Source organism: Nonomuraea roseola (assembly GCF_039535395.1).
Lineage (GTDB): Bacteria > Actinomycetota > Actinomycetes > Streptosporangiales > Streptosporangiaceae > Nonomuraea > Nonomuraea roseola.
The window spans coordinates 4524167-4543804 of record NZ_BAAAXC010000015.1 but is presented as its reverse complement, the minus strand read 5'-3'; the positions used below and the strand labels follow the sequence as shown (position 1 = coordinate 4543804).

Here is a 19638-nt window from a genome sequence, read left to right as displayed (position 1 = left end):
ATTGTCACTGGTGCTAGAATAAAGTTCGGTCCCCGCAGACAGGAGCATCGATGTTCAACTCGCCCGCCGACGTGAGCGAGCGCCTCGCCGCCGTTGACTACCTCTCCGACGACTCCATCGCCACCTCGGTGTTCCTGGCCGCCGCGCTGGGCAAGCCGCTGCTCGCCGAGGGCCCCGCGGGGGTGGGCAAGACCCAGCTCGCCAAGGCGGTCGCGCTGGCGACGGGCGCGAACCTCATCAGGCTCCAGTGCTACGAGGGCCTCGACGAGGCCAGGGCGCTGTACGAGTGGAACTACAAGAAGCAGCTCCTGCGCATCCAGGCGACCAGCTCGGACGACGACATCTTCTCCGAGGAGTTCCTGCTGGAACGCCCGCTCCTGAAGGCGATCAGGAGCGCGGAGCCGACCGTGCTGCTGATCGACGAGACCGACAAGGCCGACGTCGAGGTCGAGGGGCTGCTCCTCGAGCTGCTGTCCGACTTCCAGATCACGATCCCTGAGCTCGGCACGATCGAGGCGACGCTCAGGCCGTTCGTCGTGCTGACCTCCAACGCCACGCGCGAGCTGTCGGAGGCTCTGAAGAGACGCTGCCTCTACCTGCACATCGAGTACCCGACGCAGGAGCGCGAGCGCGACATCGTGCTGGCGCAGGTGCCGACACTGACGAGCGACCTGGCCGAGCAGCTGGCCAGGACGGTGGCCACGCTGCGGGCGCTTGAGCTGAAGAAGGCGCCCTCCGTCGCCGAGACCATCGACTGGGCGCGCACGCTGCTGGCCCTGGGCCGGGAGGAGCTCGACGAGAGCACGGTCGCGGGCACGCTCGGCGTGGTGCTCAAGCACGCCTCCGACCAGGCCAGGGCGCGCAAGGAGCTGGGCCTGTGAGCCTGGTCGACAGGCACGTCGGCTTCGTGCACGCCCTGCGCGAGGCGGGGCTGCCCGTCTCGCTGGCCGAGGGCCTCGACGCGGCCAGAGCGCTGCGGGTGATCGACCTGACCGAGCGCGAGTCGCTGCGCGCCGCCTACGCGGCGACGCTGGTCAAGAAGCCCGCCTACCGCCCTGGCTTCGACATGCTGTTCGACCTGTGGTTCCCCTCCTCGACCACGGGCCTGTACAGCAGGCCGGACGACGACGCGCCCCTGCCCGACCTGCGTGAGCACCTGGCCAGGCTCCTGACCGGCTCGACCGACCCCGAGATGAGGGAGTTCGCCAGGGCGATGGTCGAGCGCTTCGGCAGGCAGCCGGCAGCCGAGGGCCGCCAGAACTGGTTCTCCTACAGCGTCATGCGCGCGCTGTCACCCGAGACGCTCATGGCTCGCATCCTGCAGGGCGTGCCGAGAGGGGGGCTGGAGGAGAAGACCACCCGCCAGCGCGTCAACGCCAACGCCAAGCGCTTCGAGGAGGCCGTCGCCACCGACGTGCGCCGCAGGATCGCCGAGGACTCCGGCATCGAGCGCATCGCGCGCTCCGCCGTGCGGCCGCCGCTGGACCAGCTGGACTTCCTGCGGATCACCAGGGCGGACCTCGCGAGGCTGCGCAGGGAGGTCCACCCGCTGGCGCGCAGGCTGGCGGCGCGGCTGGCCGTCAAGCAGCGGCACGGCAGGCGAGGAAGGCTCGACTTCCGCAGGACCGTGCGGGCCTCGCTGTCGACCGGCGGGGTGCCAATGGACCCCAGGTTCAGACCGCCCCGCCCGCACAAGCCCGAGTTGGTCATCCTCTGCGACACCAGCGACTCGGTCTCCTCCTTCGCCCACTTCACGCTGCTGCTGACCTATGCGCTCAGGGAGCAGTTCACGAAAGTCAGGGCATTCGGTTTCGTGGACACCGTGGATGAGATCACTCGATTCTTCACGCCGGGCGGTGACGTCAGCGAGGCGCTGGCCAAACTCGCAACAGAAGCCAATATGTCTCGCTTTGGCAGGACAAATTATGGGCGGGCATTCGAGGAGTTCGCCGAGAAAGACGTCATCGGCCCGAAAACGAGCCTGCTGATCCTGGGCGACGCGCGCTCCAACTACCAGCCGCCCGCGCTCGACACGCTCAAGCGGCTGGTCAAGGACGCCAGGCACGCCTACTGGCTCAACCCCGAGCCGAGGCAGCAGTGGGACAGCGGCGACTCGCTCGCCACGTCCTACGGCTCGATCGTGCCGATGCGGGAGTGCCGCAACATCGCCCAGCTGGCGGAGTTCATCGAGCGGCTCGCCTAGCCAGCTCCCGCGCCGCGGTGCGGGCTAGCAGCTCGATCTGCTCCTCGGTCAGCACCACCCGCTCCGACCGCCTGATCAGCTTGGCGGCCAGCGACGGCTTGAGCAGCGTGATGCCCTCGCCGTTCACCACGCCGCCGCGCGGCAGCCGCCCGCAGTGGACGGCCAGCAGCGGATGGATGGTCAGCGCGATGCCGGTCTCCTTGCCGAGCAGTTCGGCGAAGGCGCCCGCGGCCGCGACCAGCGGCTTGGCCACATGCGAGCCGAACTTCTCGCCGAAGAACAGCCGCCCGCCGTACGCGGCGATGTCGGTGTCCGGCGCCCACGACTCGTTGTCGACGATCCATACCCCGCCGGGACCGATGACCAGATGGTCGATCGAGGCCTGGCCGCGGATGGCCCTGCCCTGCAGGATGTGGTAGCCGTGCCTGTTGAGGCCGCGCCTGAGCTTGCGCTGGGTGATCACCTCACCGTGGCGGCGGCCTCGCCAGACGGAGGTGGCGTTGAAGTTGTGCCAGACGATCGCCCAGTCGAGGGCGGCCACGAGAGCGGCGAACAGCAGCCCGAAGGCGGGAGGCCACGGCAGCTCGAAGCGGATGGCAAGCGCCACGCCCGCCACGAACCCGAAGCCTGCCTTGACGGCCCTGGAGCGCTGCCGGTTCTTCGCGTCCTCGCGCCAGAACTTCTCGTACCACCACTGCGGGGACGAGCCTGTGAACTTCTCGTCCTGCTGCACGTAGATTGAACCACCGGGCACGGCAAACTCCCCGAGTTCAGTAGGTTAAACATGGATCTGCCACGCCGAAGATCCCTCGCCGGTCAAAAGATACCCAAGGCAAGCCTAACTTAGGCGTGATGAGCCCCTACCGGACACTCAACCGACCAGTCGGTATGCTGTTGACCATGGCACAGGATGAACCGGTCAGACAGCGGCTGCTCGCCGAGGCGACGCGACTGTTCGCCGAGCGCGGCTTCGAGAGCACATCGGTGCAGGAGATCGTGGTCTCAGCCGGGGTCACCAAGGGGGCGATGTACCACTACTTCGACTCCAAGGACGACCTGCTGCACGAGATCTACGCCCGCGTTCTCAGGATGCAGATGGACCGGCTGACGCGGATCGCCGACGGGTCCGGCACCGTGTCCGAGCGGCTCTACGCGGCGGCGGCCGACGTCGTCGAGACGACGGCGGACAACCTCGACGACTCCAAGATCTTCTTCAGGTCCATGCACCTGCTCGCCCCCGAGACGCAGAAGACCGTGCGGGCCGAGCGCCGGCGCTACCACGAGCGCTTCCGCGACCTGGTGGCCGAGGGGCAGCGCGAAGGCGTCTTCCGCGCCGACGTGCCCGCCGACATCGTGGTCGACTACTTCTTCGGCTCGGTCCACCACCTGGGCTCCTGGTATCACGTCGAGGGGCCGCTGACCGGCGGCCAGGTGGGCGCGCAGTTCGCCGACCTGCTGCTCACGTCGTTGCGGCCGCAGGCGTCCTGACCACTCCCCTGGTCGCCATCCTGCCGATCAGCGCGAGGAGCCTGCGCGGCCTGCGCGGCATCAGATGGGCCATCGCGAAGTTGCCCAGACCGGGCACCACGTAGCCGCGGTCACGTTCGAGCCCGCGCAGCGCCGCCGTGACCACCTGCTCGGGGGTGGCCATCCTGGCCCCGATGGCCGCCTCACGCGTGCCGATCACCTCGAAGAAGGAGGTCTCGACGGGGCCGGGGGTCACGGCGAGCACCTTCACGCCCGTGCCGCGCAGCTCGCTCCACAGCGCCAGGCTGAAGTTGAGAACGAAGCTCTTGGACGCCGCGTAGGTGGCGAAGTAGGGCGCGATGTTGAAGCCCGCCGTCGAGCCCACGTTGACGACCGCGCCCCGGCCTCTGGCCAGCATCCCCGGCAGCAGCGCGTGGGTGAGGCCGACCAGCGAGACCACGTTGACCATCAGCTCGTCGTGCTCGCGGCCGGGGTCGATGTCCTGGAAGCGGCCCGCCGTGCCGAATCCGGCGTTGTTGACCAGCAGGTCGATCGGACGGCCCGCCAGCCGCTCGGCGATCCGGCCGACGGCGTCGGGGGCCGACAGGTCCTGGCCGATCACGTCGACCTCCACGCCGTGGGCCGCGCGCAACCGCTCGGCCAGTTCGTCCATCTTGCCCACGGAACGGGCGACCAGCACGAGGTCATAGCCCTGGGCGGCCAGCTGCGTGGCGAACTCGGCGCCGATCCCCGACGAGGCGCCGGTCACCAGTGAAGTCTTGTTCATGAGATGGAATGTAGCATTTATTTCGTTAACTGCAACAGTCTGTCTCAGATATGTGCGGTAACGTTCGCCGCATGACAGACAGGCGGTTGCGGGCGGACGCGGAGCGCAGCATCCGCTCGATCATGGAGGCCGCCGAGCGGCTGCTCGGAGCGAATCCGGCGGCGACGATGGAGCAGATCGCCGAGGCCGCGGGCGTGGCGCGGGCCACCGTCCACCGCCGGTTCGCCAGCAGGGAGGCGCTGATCGAGTCGATGGAGCTGGCGGCATGGCGCGAGCTCGACGCGGTCGTCGAGGCCGCCCGTCCGAGAACCGCTCCCCCACTGGTCGCCCTGCACCAGGCCACGGCCGCGATCCTGCGGATCAAGCCGGGCTGGCGCTTCACGCTGGCAGGTCCCGTCCCGCTGGGCGCCGAGGCGCACGCGGTGCAGGAGGGCGTGATGGCCAAGTGCGACGAGGTCTTCACCAGGGCGCGCGAGGCGGGGCTGATCAGGCCCGACGCCGACATGGCCTGGGTACGGCAGGCCTACCTCGCGCTCCTGGCCGAGTCGGCGCACTCCGCCCGCGAGGGCGCCGACCCCGACGCGCTGGCGGCGCGGCTGCTCGACACCCTCATGCACGGTGTCGCCCCCAGGTGAGGGAGCGAGGTCAGGCGAACAGCGCCCTGCCCCAGTAGTCGCCCGCGTCGCGCACCCCTGGCGGGATCGCGAACAGGCCGCTGGAGATGTGCTTGATGTACTCGTTGAGCACGTCGTTCTTGGCCAGCGCCCGCTGTACGGGGACGAACTGGCGGTGCGGGTCGCGCTGGTAGGACATGAAGAACAGCCCCGCGTCAAGGCGGCCGAGCCCGTCGGAGCCGTCGACGTAGTTGTAGCCGCGACGCAGCAGCCTGGCGCCGCCGTTGCTGGAGGGGTGGGCCAGCCTCACGTGGGCGACCTCGCCGATCAGCGGCGCGCCGTCGGGGCCCTTCTTCGCGAAGTCGGGCTCGTCGAACTCCTTGGCCAGCCCGAGCGGCGCCCCCTCGCCCTTGTCGCGGCCGAAGATGGCCTCCTGCTCGGCCAGCGACGTGCGGTCCCAGGTCTCGATGTGCATCCGGATCTTCCTGGTGACCAGATAGGTGCCGCCCCTCATCCACGCGGGGCCGTCCTTCTCGGCCACCCACAGGTGGTCGCGGAGCATCGCGGTGTCCTCCAGCTTCAGGTTGGCGGTGCCGTCCTTGAAGCCCATGAGGTTGCGGGGCGTGGCCTGCGCCCTCGACGTCGAGGACGTACGGCCGAAGCCGAGCTGGGAGTAGCGCGCCGACACCCTGCCGAAGCCGATGCGCGCCAGGTTGCGGATCGCGTGCACGGCCACCTGCGGATCGTTCGCGCACGCCTGCACGCACAGGTCGCCGCCCGACAGCTCGGGCAGCAGCGCGTCGCCGGGGAAGCGGGGCAGGTCGCGCAGCGCCGCCGGCTTCCTCCCTGCCAGCCCGAACCTGCCGTCGAACAGGGAGGCGCCGAACCCGATCGTCAGCGTGAGCCCCGAGGCGGGCAGACCGAGCGCCTCGCCCGTGTCGTCGGGCGGCGCCTCAGGCACGCCGCCGACCGCGCCGAACGTCCCCGCCTCCTGGCCCTGCGTCATCCGGGCTGCGGCGGCCGTCCACTCCTGGAGCAGCGCGTCGAGCTCGGACCGCTTGGTGGTGATCACGTCGAACGCGGCGAAGTGCAGGCGGTCCTGCGCGGGGGTGGCGATGCCGGCCTGGTGCTCGCCGTAGAAGGCGACCGAGTCCAGGGCCGAGACCGCGCTGACGGGCATCGGCGCGGGCTCGTCGAGCAGCATCTTGGCGCCCGCGACGGACGCCCCGGCCGCGGCGACGCCCGCCGCGCCCAACCCGAGCAACTTCCTGCGGCTGACCCCGCTCATCACGACCTCATTTCGCCACGACGGCAGCGATCTTGCTGACCGGTTCGGCCAGCGCGTTGATCGCGTCCGACAGCTTCTTCAGTTCGGCCTTCGACAGCTCGGTGTGCAGCTTCCACCCGTCGCCCTTGCGGTGCTCCTCCAGCGCGGCCTCCGCGGCGGCGAACTGCGTGTCGAGCGTCTTCACCAGGTCGGGGGCGCGCTCCTCCAGCACGGGGCGCAGCGCCTGCACGGACGCCTTCGAGCCGGCCAGGTTGGCGGAGAAGTCCCACAGGTCGGTGTGCGAGTAGCGGTCCTCCTCGCCGGTGATCTTCCCGGTGGCGACCTCGTCGAGCAGCTCCTTGGCGCCGTTGCCGAGCTGCAGCGGCGACAGCTTCTCGCTGTTGGCCTTCTCGACGATCAGCTTCACGTCGGCCATCAGCCTGTCGGCGATCGGGCCCGACTCGCTGACGTCCTTGTCCACCCAGAGGTCGCGCTCGAGGCGGTGGAAGCCGGTGAACTCCATGCCCTCCTCGATGACCTCCTCACGGCCGTCGATCTTGGGGTCGAGGTCGCCGAAGATCTCCGCGACGGGCTCGATCCGCTCCCAGTAGGTGCGCGCGACGGGGAAGAGCGCCTTGGCCTTCTCCTGCTCGCCGGCCTTCACCGCGTCGACGAACTCCTGCGTCTTGATCAGCAGGGCGTCGGTCTGGCTCTTGACGTAGCGCTGGTAGCTGGCGGTGGCGGCGGCCAGCTTGGCGTCGGCGCTGAGCGGTGTGGCCTCGCCCGTGACCTTCAGCGGCCCCCTGATGCCCTTGCCCACCATCCCCGGCTTGCAGGCCGTCTCGTACACGCCCGCGGGCAGCTCGACGATCAGCTCGCGGGTCAGGCCGGGAACGATGTTCTCCACCTCGGCCATGACCCTGTCGCCGGGGGCGTAGACGTAGAACTCGGTGACCTTGGTGCCGCCGTTGGTGACGGCGAACGTGGAGGTCCCCGCCGCGACCTCGGACGTGGCGACGGTGCAGGCGGTGTCGCTGGCCGCCACCTTGATGGGGCCGCCCGCCGGGGCGCTCCCCGCGGCGCCCGGCTGGGCGGAGGGAGCCTCCTGGGAGCAGCCCGCGAGAGCGCCGAGGGCGAGCAGGCCCGTGACGACGACAGATGGAGTGCGCATGTCGGGTGTCTCCTGTTACGAAACGGGTTCGGCGGCCTTGGGCGCGGCGGCCGGGCGGAGGAAGAGGAACAGCACGGGGATCACGTAGAGCGCCCAGGCCGCCATCTCGAGGACGCTGGGCGCGGGGGTGATGTTGAACATCCCCGCCAGCAGCGCGGAGTACCACGCGCCAGGGTCGAGCACGGCGGAGATGTCGAAGGCCAGCGTGTTCAAGCCCGGCAGGATTCCGGCCTCCTGCAGGTCGTGCACGCCGTACTTGAGAATGCCCCCGGCCACCAGGATCAGCAGCAGGCCCGTCCAGGTGAAGAACGTGGTGAGGTTGATCCTGACCGCGCTGGCGTAGATCCCCCAGCCGATCACGATCGAGGTGAGCACGCCGAGGCTGATCCCGATCAGCGGCAGCGCCGTGGCCGCGGCGCCCTGCGCGGAGGCGTAGAAGAGCAGCGAGGTCTCCAGGCCCTCTCTGACCACCGCCAGGAACGCCATCACGGCGACGGCGACCCCGCCCACGTTGAGCGCCCGGCCGAGCTTGGCCCGGAGGTCGCCGGCGATGGTGCGGGCCGCACCCCGCATCCAGAAGATCATCCAGGTGACGAACACCGTGGCGGCGATGGACGTCAGCGCCTCGAACAGCTCCTGCTGCTCGAAGGTGAGGTTGGCGGCCGTGAACGACAGCAGGGCGCCGAACCCGACCGACAGCGCGACGGCGAGGCCGACACCTGCCCATACGAGGGGAAGCTTGTCCCTGCGGTCGCTCTTGACCAGGAACGCCACCAGGATGGAGACGACGAGGGTCGCCTCCAGGCCCTCCCGCAGTCCGATGAGAAAGCTGGCGAACACGTCAAATCCCCTAAGTGAGGCAAACCTAAATTAGGCCAGGTTTACCTTACCCAGGTCGGCGGTCTGTCACTCACCTCAGGGGGTCATATGTCGGGATTTGCCTGGGCAACTCTCCGCCCAGGCAGGTCAGGGTCCGGTCAGGCGGGACCAGGGAGGTCGGCCAGCGCGGCGAGGGCCTCCCTGTGCTCTCCCGGGGTTCCGAGAGCGATCTCGGCCGACTTGGCGCGCTTGAGGAACAGGTGGAGCGGGTGCTCCCAGGTCATCCCGATCCCTCCGTGGAGCTGCACCGCCTCCTCGGCCACGTGGACCGCCACGCCCGCGTTCCACGCCTGCGCGACCGCCGCCGACATCGCCGCGCCGTCCGTCGCGCCGCGCGCCGCGGCGCGGGCGCGCACGACGTCGAGCCACAGGTCGGCGAGCCTGTGCTTGATCGCCTGGAAGGAGCCGACGGGCCTGGCGAACTGGTAGCGCTCCTTCACGTAGGCGAGCGTCGTCTCCAGGCACCACTCGGCCACGCCGAGCTGCTCCGAGGCCAGCAGCCCTGCCCCGAACCGCAGGGTCTCGGCCACGTCGACCGCGCCCAGCGGCTCGGCGACGGAGCCTGCGAACGTGACCGTGGCGATCGGCCTGGTGAGGTCGAGCGAGGGCGCGACCTCGACGGTGGCCTCCGCGGCGGGAACCGCGTGAAGCGTCCCCTCCACGGGGACGAGCAGCACGTCGGCCACGTCCGCCCCCGCCACCGCGCCCACGACGCCGGTCAGCCGGCCGTCCGCGGCGCTGACCTGCCCGCCGGCCTCCCTGTACGGCGAGGCGGAGAAGGGCACGACGAGGGCGACGGTGAGATCGCCCTCCGCCACGCCGCGCAGCAGCTCACCCGCCCCCACCTGGAGCAGCGCGTGGGTGGCCAGCACCGAGCTGGTGAAGAACGGGACGGGCGTCACGGCCCTGCCCAGCTCCTCCAGCACGACCGCGGCCTCGCGCGCGGAGGCTCCCGCTCCGCCGTACTCCTCGGGGACCAGCAGCCCCGCCACGCCGATGTCGCGCGCCAGCGTCTTCCACAGGCCCAGGTCGTACGGCGCGCCCTCGACCCTGGCCAGCACGGCGGCAGGAGGGCAGCGGTCGGCGAGCAGGTCGCGCACGGCGGCCCGCAGCTCGTCCTCGACGTCGGTGTAGAGCAGCGTCATCGCGGCAGGTCCTTCCAGGGCACGTCCTTGTCGACGCGAGGTTCGGAGGGCAGGCCGAGCACCCGCTCGGCGATGATGTTCCGCAGGATCTCCGAGGTGCCGCCCTCGATGGAGTTGCCCTTGGCGCGCAGGTAGCGGTAGCCGGGGTCGCGGCCGAGGAAGTCGACCGACTCCGAACGGCGGAAGACCCAGTCGTCGTAGCCCAGGTCGCGGTTGAACTCGACCTCGAACCCTGTCAGCTCCTGGTTGAGCTTGGCGAACGACAGCTTCATGCCCGAGCCCTCGGGGCCGGGCTGTCCGGCGGCGAGCTGCTCGCGCAGCCGTACCCCTGAAAGGCGGGTGACCTCGGCCTCCACCCACAGCGAGAGCAGGCGCTGGTGCAGGTCGTGGGTGCGCAGCTCGGGGTGCTCGCGCCAGGCGTCGGCGACCAGGCCGATCATGCCGCCGCCCCTGCGGACGGGCGCGCCGCCGATGGCCACGCGCTCGTTCATGAGCGTGGTCTGGGCGACCCGCCAGCCGTCGCCGACCTCGCCGAGCCGCAGGTCGTCCGACAGGCGCACGCCGGTGAGGAAGACCTCGTTGAACTCGGCCTCGCCGGTGATCTGGCGCAGCGGCCGCACGTCCACCCCGGGGGCGTGCATGTCGCAGATGAAGTACGTCATGCCGCGGTGCTTGGGCACGTCGGGGTCGGTCCTGGCGACGAGGATCGCCCAGCGCGCGTGGTGGGCGCCCGACGTCCAGACCTTCTGCCCGTCGATGACCCACTCGTCACCGTCCCTGACGGCGCGCGTGGCGAGCGTGGCGAGGTCGGATCCGGCGCCGGGCTCGCTGAAGAGCTGGCACCAGATCTCCTCGCCGGTCCACAGCGGGCGAAGGAAGCGCTTCTTCTGCTCCTCGGTGCCGAAGGCGAGGATCGTGGGCGCCGCCATGCCCAGGCCGATCGCCTGCACGCCGGTGTCGAGCTGCGGGGTGTGCGCGAGCGCGCGCTCCACCTCCTGCTGCATCTCGCGCGGCGCGCCGAGGCCGCCGAGGCCCACGGGGAAGTGCACCCACGCCAGGCCCGCGTCGAACCTGGCGCGCAGGAACTCCAGCCGGTCACTGGGCGCGTTCTCGAGGAATCTGTCGACTACATCCACTTCTTGAGCTCCCTGTGCGCGAGCGACCTCTTGTGCACCTCGTCCGGGCCGTCGGCGAAGCGCAGCGAGCGCACTCCCGCCCAGAGCCCTGCCAGCGGGAAGTCCTGGCTGACGCCGCCCGCGCCATGGACCTGGATGGCCTTGTCGAGGATCCATTCGACGGTCTTGGGTGTGGCGATCTTGATGGCCTGGATCTCGGTGTGGGCGCCCTTGTTGCCGACGGTGTCCATCAGCCAGGCGGTCTTGAGCACCAGCAGCCTGAGCTGCTCGACGCGCACCCTCGACTCGGCGATCCAGTCCTGGACGACGCCCTGCTCGGCGATCGTCTTGCCGAACGCCGTGCGCGCGATGGCGCGCCTGCACATCAGCTCGATGGCGCGCTCCGCCATGCCGATCATGCGCATGCAGTGGTGGATGCGGCCAGGCCCGAGCCTGGCCTGGGCGATCGCGAAGCCGCCGCCCTCCTCGCCGATCAGGTTGTCGGCAGGCACCCGCACGTCCTCGAAGACCACCTCGGCGTGGCCGCCGTGGTCGGCGTCGCTGTAGCCGAAGACGTGCATGCCGCGCTTGATGTGCAGACCGGGGGTGTCGCGCGGGACGAGCACCATGCTCTGCTGCCGGTGCTTGGGCGCGTCGGGGTTGGACTTGCCCATGACGATGAGGATCTTGCAGTTCGGGTTCATCGCTCCGGAGATGAACCACTTGCGTCCGTTGATGACGTACTCGGCGCCGTCCTTGATGATCTGGGTGGAGATGTTGGTGGCGTCCGAGGAGGCGACGTCGGGCTCGGTCATCGCGAACGCGGAACGGATCTCGCCGTCGAGCAGCGGGCGCAGCCACTCCTTGCGCTGCCACTCGCTGCCGAACCCGGCCAGCACCTCCATGTTGCCGGTGTCGGGCGCGGCGCAGTTCGTCGCCGTCGGAGCGATGCTCGGACTCCGCCCCATGATCTCGGCCAGCGGCGCGTACTGCAGGTTCGTCAGGCCCGCTCCGTGGTCACCGGGCAGGAAGAGATTCCACAGACCCCGCTTGCGGGCCTCCTCCTTGAGATCGGCCATCAGCGGGGGACTTCCCCAGCCGCTGGTCGCCGCCTGCTCCTCGAAGGCTTCCTCGGCCGGGTAGACGCATTCGTCCATGAAGCGCAGCAGTCGCTCGCGCAGGTCCTCGGTGACGCTGTCGAAGGCGAAGTCCATGAGCCGACCCTACCGACCGGCCGGTATGGCTGTCGACAAGTGGTCCGGCGAAATTTCGCACCGGTGGCCATAAGAGCAGGTGGGAGCGGTCGATACGGTGTCCGGCATGACCGCGAAGCTGCCCTCTCCCGTCGTGCTCGAGAACGCCGTCGTACGGCTGGAGCCGCTCACCTATGACCACGTCCCCGACCTCTTCCTCGCGGGAGGCGGAGACGACGAGGTCTGGCGCTGGCTGTCCGTCGCCACACCGCGCACCGCCGAGGAGCTCGCGTCGGTGGCCGCCGAGGTGATCGAGAGCCCCAAGTACGCGGCGCACGCGGTCGTCCTGAAGGAGAGCGGCAGGGCCGTCGGCTGGACGACCTACCTCGACGTGCCCGGCTTCGACCAGAGCGTGGAGATCGGCTGGACGTGGTACGGCAGGGCGGTGTGGCGCACGGCGGTCAACACCTCGTGCAAGGTGATGCTCATCGACCATGCCTTCGACGTGATCGGCTACAACCGCGTGCAGCTGAAGACGGACAACCTGAACACGAGGTCGCAGGCGGCGATCAGGCGCATCGGCGGGGTGCACGAGGGCACGCTGCGCAGGCACAGGCCGCGCCTCGACGGCACGTGGCGCGACACGGTCGTCTTCGGCATCCTCGACGACGAGTGGCCCGCCCACCGCGCCAGGCTCACCCAGGCCGCCTCCACCTGACCACGGCCCGTCATCTCAGCATGCCGGACAGGAACTCCGTCAACCCCGCGGTGAGGTCCTCGATCGACGGGGTCACTCCGGCGCCGGCGATCGCGTCGAACATGATGCCCTCGCCGTAGGCCACCAGTTGCCGGCCGTGCCGTACGGGGTCCTGCGAGCCCGCCGCGGCCAGCAGCGCGACCGCGGGCTCGCGGAACCTGGCGCCCACCCTGTCGTAGATCTCACGCAGCTCGGGACGGCGCGTCGCCTCCAGGGCCAGCTCGTAGCGGGCGAGCGTGCGCCGCCTGTCACTCAACTGGACGACCAGCACCCCGGCCAACAGCCCCGCGAGCTCGGGCTGGTGCCCGCCGGTCTCCACGGTGGCGCCGGGAGCCGGGAAGCCGCCCGCCTCGACGGCTGGCGCGAAGGCGTGCTCCTCCAGCTCCGTCAGCCGAAGCAACGTCAACTCCAGAAGGGCCGCGCGCGTCCGGGCGAGGTTGGAGGTGGAGCCGGGCGGCAGCCCCGCCAGCTCGTCGACCGCCCTGTGGGTCAGGCCGCGCATGCCGCGCTCGGCGAGCAGGGTGATGGCCGCTTCCGCGACGGTCTCCGAACGTTTCACGAGGCAAAGACTACACTTGTAGTCCAACTACGCCTGTAGTAGCGTCGCGAACTACAGGCGTAGTGAGGAAGTGGGACGGCATGTCCAGAGCTGTGGTGATCGGGGCGGGCATCGGCGGGCTGACGGCAGCCGTCGCGCTGGAGCGGCGCGGGTGGCAGGTGACCGTCCTGGAGCGCGCGGAGAGGCTCGAACCTGTGGGCTCGGGCCTGGCGATCGCCTCCAACGCCCTGAAGGCGCTCGACACGATCGAGCTCGGCGACGAGGTCCGCCGGCTCTCCAGGCTCCAGGGCAGGGGCGGCGTCCGCACCTCGCGCGGCAGGTGGCTGATCCACACCACCGAGGAGAAGGCGGCGGCCCGCTACGGCGACTCCGGCGCCATCATGCTGCGCGCCACCCTCATGGACCTGCTGGCCGACCGGGTCGGAGACCTGCGACTCGGCACCACGGTCACCGGCGTCGACGCCGAGAAGGGCGTGGTCAGCACGGTCACCGGCGTCGACGCCGAGAAGGGCGTGGTCAGCACGGTCACCGGCGTCGACGCCCAGAACAGCCGAGAAGACACCCCCAAGGGCGTGGCCGGTGGCGAGTTCGAGGCCGAGCTGGTGGTCGCGGGCGACGGCATCAACTCCGCCATGCGCAGGACGCTCTTCCCCGGCCACCCCGACCCGGTCTACTCGGGCGTGACCGCGTGGCGGGTGCTGGTCCCCAACCCGGGCGGCCTCGTCGTCGAGAGCACCGAGTCGTGGGGCAGGGGCCTGGTCTTCGGCGTCCACGCGCTGGCCGGCGACATCGTCTACCTCTACGCCACCGACCTGGCGCCCGCCGGAGAACCCCACGGCGACGAGCGGGCGGGGCTGCTGCGCAGGTTCGGCGACTGGCACAGGCCCATCCCCGCGCTCCTGGAGTCGGCCAGACCGGAGAACATCCTCCGCAACGACGTCTACTACCTCGGCACGCCACTGCCGGCCATGCACAGGGGAAGGGTGGCGCTGATCGGCGACGCCGCGCACCCCATGACGCCGAACCTGGGTCAGGGCGCGTGCCAGGCCATCGAGGACGCGATCGTCCTGGCCGCCAACGCGCGGAACCTGCCCGCCTACACCGAGGCGAGGTTGGCCCGTACCTCGAAGGTGGTGGCGCGGTCGACGAAGCTCTGCAGGGCCACCACGATACGCAACCCGCTGGCCGTACGGCTGCGCGACATGGGCATGTCGCTGGCCGGCAGGCTCAGCTCCGATCTGATGCTGCGCTCGATGGATGAGGTACTGGGATGGACACCTCCGGAGTCGGCCTGGACTGGTCAGGGGCGAGACGCCCGAGTGTGATCGTGCCGCCGACCGTGAGCGCCGCCGCGAGCAGCGCGGGCACGGCCGTCGAGGGAGAGGTGGGCAGCGGCTCGCCCAGCAGGATCGCGCCGGCGAGCACCGAGGTGATCGGGTCGATGACCTGCACCCCCGCGTAGGCGATGCCGAAGTAGCCGACCGCGTAGGAGCGCTGCAGCAGCACCACCGCGCAGACCAGCAGGAGGGGGATGGCCAGCGTGAACCAGTGGACGAGCCTGGAGAGGTCTCCCTCCATGCCGCCGCCCACCACGCGGACGAACGTGGACACGCTGGCGGTCACCACCCCCGCGCCCACCGACAGCAGCAGCGCCTTGGCAGGGCCTCGCGACCTGCGCGCCGCCGCGTTCGCGACCAGCACGATCGCCCCGATGACCGCGAGGAATCCCAGGGCGGAGGCCGAGGACAGTTCCGGCTTCACGTTCGTGTGCGGCACCAGCAGCGTCAGCCAGAGCAGGCCGACCGCGACGGCGATGGATCCGAAGATCTCCGCTTTGTACGGCTTGCGGCCGTACAGGTAGGCGGCCAGCGGCACCGCGAACACCAGCGTGGCCACCGACACCGGCTGCACCACCACGAGAGGCGCGAAGCTGAGCGCCACCGCGTGGAGGCTGGCGCCGGTGAAGCCGATGACGCCGCCGATCCACCATCGGGGGCGCTTGACCAGCTTGAGCGAGGCGCCCTCGGCGACCGCCTCGAACTGCTGCAGCGCGGCGCCGACCGCGTATCCCAGTGCCCCGGCGAGGGCGATGATCAGGCCTACCCACGTCATGGGCGCCCGCGCAGGGGCGTGGAACCTCTCAGGAGCATTGGTCCAGCTTAGAGTCCCTGCGCCATCGCTTGAATCAGACTTTAGGTGGACCTCTCAGGACATACGCAGAACACATGGCCCTCAGGGTCCTGCATGATGACCCACCCTTCGCCCGGCTGGAACTCGGGCCTGGTGGCGCCGATCGCCTCGTACTCCTCGACCGCCTTCGCCACGTCAGGCACGCGGAAGTCGAGGTGGAACTGCTTGTCGTCGCTCGGCCACGCGGGAGCCTTGTAGCCGGGCAGACGGCCGAAGTAGATGCTCGTGGTGCCGTCGCCGACCGCGGAGTACTCGGTCTCGGCGACCTGGATGTCGAAGCCGGTCACCTTGGACCAGAACTCCGCCATCCTGACCGGGTCCTCGCAGTCGATGGTGACGGCGATCAGGCTTGCCTTCGTTGTCATGGGCCCACCTTGGCAGGCATACCTGTCAGCTGCTGTCAGGTACAGCAGACGCTAGGGTGAAGTCGTGCCGTATTTCGTGATCTCTCCGCCCCCCGCGCACTAGCGGGCGGCACTCTCCTGTAGTTCTCCGGATCCTGGGTGATCCGGGGGTGGTTGCCGCCCGCCTACGGGCCGAACGTCGACAACCACTCCTTCCGGAGAGATCAATGACGCAAGTTTCCGTACGGCGCGGCGTGCTGTACGTCTCGGTGGCCGCGGCCGCCTGGGGCACCGGTGGCGCGGCCGGGTCCCTGCTCTTCCAGTCCACGAGCCTCGGTCCGTTCGGGGTGTCGCTCTGGCGCTACCTGCTCGGCGCGCTCTTCCTGATCACCATCGTGCGCCGCAGGCCCGGCACCCACCGCAGGCTGCTGCTGGTGGGGGTGGGCATGGCGATCTACCAGACCGCCTATTTCGGCGCGATCGCCACCTCGGGGGTGGCCATCGCGACGGTGGTCACGATGGGCGCCACGCCCCTGTTCACGGCGGTGGGCGGCAGGCTCTTCCTCGGCGAGCGGCTCGACAGGGTCGGCACGGCCTGCGTCGGCGCCGCGCTGCTGGGGCTGGTCGTGCTCACGGCGGGCTCGAGCGGCGCCGGGCCCGAGGCCACCGCCACGCTCGCGGGGGTGGGCCTCGCGCTGCTGTCCGCGGCCGGGTACGCCGCCGTCACCCTGCACTCCAGGCGGCACCACGACGACCCCTACGGCACCGCCGTCGGCGGTTTTGCGATCGGCGCGCTGTGCCTGGCGCCCTTCGCCATGACCGAGGGCATCGTTCCGCAGGTGACGCTGCCGACCGTGGCCCTGCTGCTCTATCTGGGCGCGGTGCCTACCGCCCTGGCGTACGGGCTGTACTTCAGGAGCCTGTCCGCGCTCAAGGCAACCACCGTCTCGGTGATCTCCCTGGGAGAGGCGGTCGGCGCGGCGGCCCTGGGCGTGCTGCTGTTCGGTGAGCGTCTGACGGCTCTCACCGCGGCGGGCTGCCTCGTTCTGCTCGGCGCTGTTGTCGTGCTCACCGTGCACGAGCGCGGATGAGCTAGTGTCCGGTACGGCGGGCGCCGCCGTACCGGACACGTACGGGAACCGGTGCCGACAGAGCGCTCGTTGGAGGAGTCGTGGCGTCGTTTTCCGGGTTTTTCAGGAATCTTCTGGACCGGCCAGGAGGCCTGAACCTGACCCCTTACAAGAAGATCGTCGAGGCGGCCGGCAAGCTGTCCTTCCCCGACGAGCTGCCCGAGCCGAAGATGGACGACCTGGCGCACTTCTGCGCCGTCGTGCGCGAGGCCGCCGACAGGACACTGGGGCTCAGGCCGTACGACGTGCAGTTGCTCGGCACGCTGGCGCTCCTGCACGGGCACGTGGCCGAGATGGCCACCGGTGAGGGCAAGACGCTGTCGGGCGCGATGGCCGCGGCGGGCTACGCGCTGCAGGGCAAGCGCGTGCACGTGATCTCCGTCAACGACTACCTGGCGCAGCGCGACGCGGAGTGGATGGCGCCCTTCTACGAGGCGCTCGACGTCAGCGTCGGCTGGATCGGCCAGAACTCCACGCACGAGGAGCGGCGCGAGGCCTACGGCAAGGACGTCTGCTACGGGCCCGTCAGTGAGATCGGCTTCGACGTGCTGCGCGACAGGATGCGCACCGACGCGGGCGAGATCATCATGCCCCCGCCCGAGGTGGCGCTGGTCGACGAGGCCGACTCGGTGCTCGTGGACGAGGCGCGCGTGCCGCTGGTGCTGGCGGGCGCGGCCGACCCCGGCGACGCCGTGCCCGAGATGGCGGCGCTGGTGCGCACCCTCGTCAGGGGCTATCACTACGAGATCGACGAGCAGTCGCGCAACGTCTTCCTGACGCCGAAGGGCGCCGACAGCGTGGAGTCCATTCTCGACGTCGACCTCTACGACGAGAACGAGCCGGGCACGCTGATCGAGCTCAACCTGGCGCTGCACGCGCACGCGCTGCTCACGCGCGACGTCGACTACATCGTGCGCGACGGCAAGGTGCAGCTCATCAACCCCTCGCGCGGGCGGGTCGCGCTGCTGCAGCGCTGGCCCGACGGACTGCAGGCGGCGGTGGAGGCCAAGGAGACGCTCTCCCCCACGGAGAAGGGCGAGATCCTCGACCAGATCACCGTGCAGGGGCTGATCAAGCGCTACCCGCAGGTGTGCGGCATGACGGGCACCGCCGTCGCGGTCAGCGAGCAGCTCGGCGAGTTCTACGGGCTGAAGGTGGCGGTCATCCCGCCGAACAAGCCGTGCGTGCGGCTGGACGAGCCCGACCGCCTCTACCCGTCCGGGCCCGACAGGGACGCGGCGCTGGTCGAGGAGATCCAGGAGATGCACGCCACGGGGCGGCCGATCCTCATCGGCACCCTCGACGTGGCCGAGTCGGAGAACCTGGCCAAGCTGCTGCAGCGCCGCGGCATGGAGCCGGTCGTGCTCAACGCCAAGAACGACGCGGAGGAGGCCTCGATCATCGCCAGGGCGGGCTCGCTCGGCGCGATCACCGTCTCCACCCAGATGGCGGGCAGGGGCACCGACATCCGCCTCGGCGAGGGCGTGGCCGAGCTCGGCGGCCTCTACGTGATCGGCTCGGGCCGGCACGTCAGCAGCCGCCTGGACGACCAGCTGCGCGGGCGCGCGGGCCGCCAGGGCGACCCCGGAGGCTCGGTCTTCTTCGCGAGCATGCGCGACGACCTGATCACCCAGTACGTGCCCGACGAGCGCCCGCCCGCCGCCGACCCCGACGGCGTCGTACGGCACCGCCGCGGCGCCTACCTCATCGCCCACGCGCAGCGCGTCGCCGAGGGCGTCAACCTGGAGATCCACCGCAACACCTGGCGCTACACCCGCCTGCTCGAGCACCAGCGCGAGCTCATCCTGGAGTGGCGCGACAAGGTCCTGCACGGCGACTCGGCCGCGCAGGCGCTGGCCAAGGCCGACCCCGAGCGCTGGGAGTCCCTCGACGAGGACACCCGCGATGATCGCGCCAGGCAGATCGTCCTGCACGCCATCGACACGTGCTGGACCGAGCACCTGGCGTTCCTGAGCGACCTGCGCGAGGGCATCCACCTGCGCGCGCTCGGGCGCATGAGCCCGGTGGACGAGTTCCAGCGCGAGGCGGTGGCGGAGTACAAGACGCTGCTGGCCGAGGTGGAGCGGCGCTCGCTCGAGTCGTTCGAGGACCCCGCCCGCGACCTGAAGCGCCCTTCGGCGACATGGACGTACATGGTGCAGGAAAACCCGTTCGGCACCGAATGGGACCGCATCCTCAAGAGAGTCACCTCGGCGGTCCGGCACGGTTAAATGCCGGTTTACCTGGCCATTTCCCGAGACCGATAAGACGGCGGCGCTATTTCTCGCGTGCAAGCCGATTGATGGGGATTTGCCGGGGTAGTGGGGGCGGGCCCGAACAAGACGAAAGAAGAGAGGGAGAGAGCACCTATGGAGCTCTGGAACTATCGTCCTGACGTCTACGACCGCAACCAGAGTCTGGACCTCGTGGGTTACCACGTCCAGGCGACGGACGGCAAGATCGGGTCAATCGACGAGGCGACCTACGAGGTCGGCGAGAGCTACGTCATCATCGACACCGGACCGTGGATCTTCGGTAAGAAGGTCATGCTGCCCGGCTCGGTGATTACCCGCATCGACCCGCAGGAGCGCAACGTCTACGTCTCCAGGACGAAGGAAGAGATCAAGAACGCCCCTGAGTTCGACGAGGGCTCGTTCAAGGAGCCGGACTACCGGCAGCGGCTGGGCGACTACTACGGCCGCTTCCCCCAGACCTTCTGACACAGGAGGCAGAAGGGCCGCGCCCCGCAGGGGGCGCGGCCCTTTCTCATGGCTGGTCTCTTATGGCTGGTCTCTCACGGCCGGGTGTCTCATGGCT

20 protein-coding genes are annotated in these 19638 nt (G+C 69.9%); 9 read left to right on the top strand and 11 right to left on the bottom strand.

All coding sequences use genetic code 11. The annotated features are described in order from the left end of the window. The first annotated feature begins 50 nt into the window (after positions 1-50). Positions 51-881 (top strand): AAA family ATPase, encoded by an 831-nt coding sequence (locus ABFX55_RS45015; RefSeq protein WP_346129881.1) that lies wholly within the window; start codon positions 51-53, stop codon positions 879-881. Continuing rightward, positions 878-2203 (top strand): vWA domain-containing protein, encoded by a 1326-nt coding sequence (locus ABFX55_RS45010; RefSeq protein WP_346129879.1) that lies wholly within the window; start codon positions 878-880, stop codon positions 2201-2203. The genes ABFX55_RS45015 and ABFX55_RS45010 overlap by 4 nt, the downstream gene beginning before the upstream one ends. Here ABFX55_RS45010 and ABFX55_RS45005 read toward each other — a convergent pair. Then, entirely contained in the window at positions 2184-2957 is a 774-nt protein-coding gene (locus ABFX55_RS45005; RefSeq protein WP_346129877.1) for a nuclease-related domain-containing protein, read from the bottom strand. The two genes, ABFX55_RS45010 and ABFX55_RS45005, sit on opposite strands and share 20 nt — an antisense overlap. Positions 2958-3103: 146 nt before the next feature. Between ABFX55_RS45005 and ABFX55_RS45000 the strand changes: the two genes are divergently transcribed. Then, entirely contained in the window at positions 3104-3691 is a 588-nt protein-coding gene (locus tag ABFX55_RS45000; protein ID WP_346129875.1) for a TetR/AcrR family transcriptional regulator, read from the top strand. On the opposite strand, the gene ABFX55_RS44995 is transcribed toward ABFX55_RS45000, so the two are convergent. Next, positions 3663-4457, bottom strand: a complete 795-nt coding sequence (locus ABFX55_RS44995; protein ID WP_346129873.1) for an SDR family NAD(P)-dependent oxidoreductase — start codon at positions 4455-4457, stop codon at positions 3663-3665. The genes ABFX55_RS45000 and ABFX55_RS44995 overlap by 29 nt on opposite strands. Positions 4458-4528: 71 nt before the next feature. Here ABFX55_RS44995 and ABFX55_RS44990 point away from each other — a divergent pair, with 71 nt between their 5' ends. Continuing rightward, positions 4529-5092 carry a TetR/AcrR family transcriptional regulator gene (locus tag ABFX55_RS44990; RefSeq protein ID WP_346129871.1) on the top strand — a complete coding sequence of 188 codons (564 nt, stop codon included), beginning with the start codon at positions 4529-4531 and terminating at the stop codon, positions 5090-5092. Between the two features lie 10 nt (positions 5093-5102). On the opposite strand, the gene efeB is transcribed toward ABFX55_RS44990, so the two are convergent. From efeB to ABFX55_RS44960, 6 genes are all read right to left on the bottom strand, one after another. Then, the gene (gene efeB, locus ABFX55_RS44985; RefSeq protein WP_346129869.1) at positions 5103-6359 is read right to left on the bottom strand and encodes an iron uptake transporter deferrochelatase/peroxidase subunit; all 1257 of its coding nucleotides are present in this window, start codon (positions 6357-6359) and stop codon (positions 5103-5105) included. 7 nt (positions 6360-6366) lie between these two features. Continuing rightward, positions 6367-7509 carry an iron uptake system protein EfeO gene (efeO, locus tag ABFX55_RS44980; RefSeq protein ID WP_346129867.1) on the bottom strand — a complete coding sequence of 381 codons (1143 nt, stop codon included), beginning with the start codon at positions 7507-7509 and terminating at the stop codon, positions 6367-6369. A 15-nt stretch (positions 7510-7524) separates the two neighbouring features. Then, positions 7525-8349, bottom strand: coding sequence for an iron uptake transporter permease EfeU (gene efeU / locus ABFX55_RS44975; protein ID WP_346129866.1), 825 nt, complete (start codon positions 8347-8349; stop codon positions 7525-7527). 137 nt (positions 8350-8486) lie between these two features. Next, positions 8487-9533, bottom strand: coding sequence for an acyl-CoA dehydrogenase family protein (locus tag ABFX55_RS44970; RefSeq protein ID WP_346129864.1), 1047 nt, complete (start codon positions 9531-9533; stop codon positions 8487-8489). Next, positions 9530-10669: an acyl-CoA dehydrogenase family protein gene (locus ABFX55_RS44965; protein ID WP_346129862.1), complete on the bottom strand. Its 1140-nt coding sequence runs from the start codon at positions 10667-10669 to the stop codon at positions 9530-9532. Before ABFX55_RS44965 ends, ABFX55_RS44970 begins: the two co-directional genes overlap by 4 nt. Continuing rightward, positions 10660-11862: an acyl-CoA dehydrogenase family protein gene (locus ABFX55_RS44960; RefSeq protein ID WP_183656700.1), complete on the bottom strand. Its 1203-nt coding sequence runs from the start codon at positions 11860-11862 to the stop codon at positions 10660-10662. Before ABFX55_RS44960 ends, ABFX55_RS44965 begins: the two co-directional genes overlap by 10 nt. A gap of 106 nt (positions 11863-11968) precedes the next feature. Here ABFX55_RS44960 and ABFX55_RS44955 point away from each other — a divergent pair, with 106 nt between their 5' ends. Further along, a complete protein-coding gene (locus ABFX55_RS44955) occupies positions 11969-12559 on the top strand; it encodes a GNAT family N-acetyltransferase (protein ID WP_346129860.1) in 591 nt (196 codons plus the stop codon). Between the two features lie 10 nt (positions 12560-12569). Here the strand turns inward: ABFX55_RS44955 and ABFX55_RS44950 are convergent, their stop codons facing one another. Beyond that, positions 12570-13157 carry a TetR/AcrR family transcriptional regulator gene (locus ABFX55_RS44950; RefSeq protein ID WP_346129858.1) on the bottom strand — a complete coding sequence of 196 codons (588 nt, stop codon included), beginning with the start codon at positions 13155-13157 and terminating at the stop codon, positions 12570-12572. A gap of 80 nt (positions 13158-13237) precedes the next feature. Here ABFX55_RS44950 and ABFX55_RS44945 point away from each other — a divergent pair, with 80 nt between their 5' ends. Then, positions 13238-14482, top strand: coding sequence for an FAD-dependent monooxygenase (locus ABFX55_RS44945; protein WP_346129856.1), 1245 nt, complete (start codon positions 13238-13240; stop codon positions 14480-14482). On the opposite strand, the gene ABFX55_RS44940 is transcribed toward ABFX55_RS44945, so the two are convergent. After that, the gene (locus ABFX55_RS44940) at positions 14385-15269 is read right to left on the bottom strand and encodes a DMT family transporter (protein ID WP_346129854.1); all 885 of its coding nucleotides are present in this window, start codon (positions 15267-15269) and stop codon (positions 14385-14387) included. The genes ABFX55_RS44945 and ABFX55_RS44940 overlap by 98 nt on opposite strands. An 80-nt stretch (positions 15270-15349) precedes the next feature. Then, positions 15350-15712 carry a VOC family protein gene (locus tag ABFX55_RS44935; RefSeq protein ID WP_183656688.1) on the bottom strand — a complete coding sequence of 121 codons (363 nt, stop codon included), beginning with the start codon at positions 15710-15712 and terminating at the stop codon, positions 15350-15352. 206 nt (positions 15713-15918) lie between these two features. Here ABFX55_RS44935 and ABFX55_RS44930 point away from each other — a divergent pair, with 206 nt between their 5' ends. From ABFX55_RS44930 to ABFX55_RS44920, 3 genes are all read left to right on the top strand, one after another. Next, entirely contained in the window at positions 15919-16782 is an 864-nt protein-coding gene (locus tag ABFX55_RS44930) for a DMT family transporter (RefSeq protein WP_183656685.1), read from the top strand. Between the two features lie 80 nt (positions 16783-16862). Beyond that, complete coding sequence (secA2, locus tag ABFX55_RS44925) at positions 16863-19052, top strand: accessory Sec system translocase SecA2 (RefSeq protein ID WP_346129852.1); 2190 nt, start codon at positions 16863-16865, stop codon at positions 19050-19052. Between the two features lie 138 nt (positions 19053-19190). Further along, positions 19191-19541 (top strand): PRC-barrel domain containing protein, encoded by a 351-nt coding sequence (locus ABFX55_RS44920; protein ID WP_183656679.1) that lies wholly within the window; start codon positions 19191-19193, stop codon positions 19539-19541. The last annotated feature ends 97 nt before the right edge of the window (positions 19542-19638 follow it).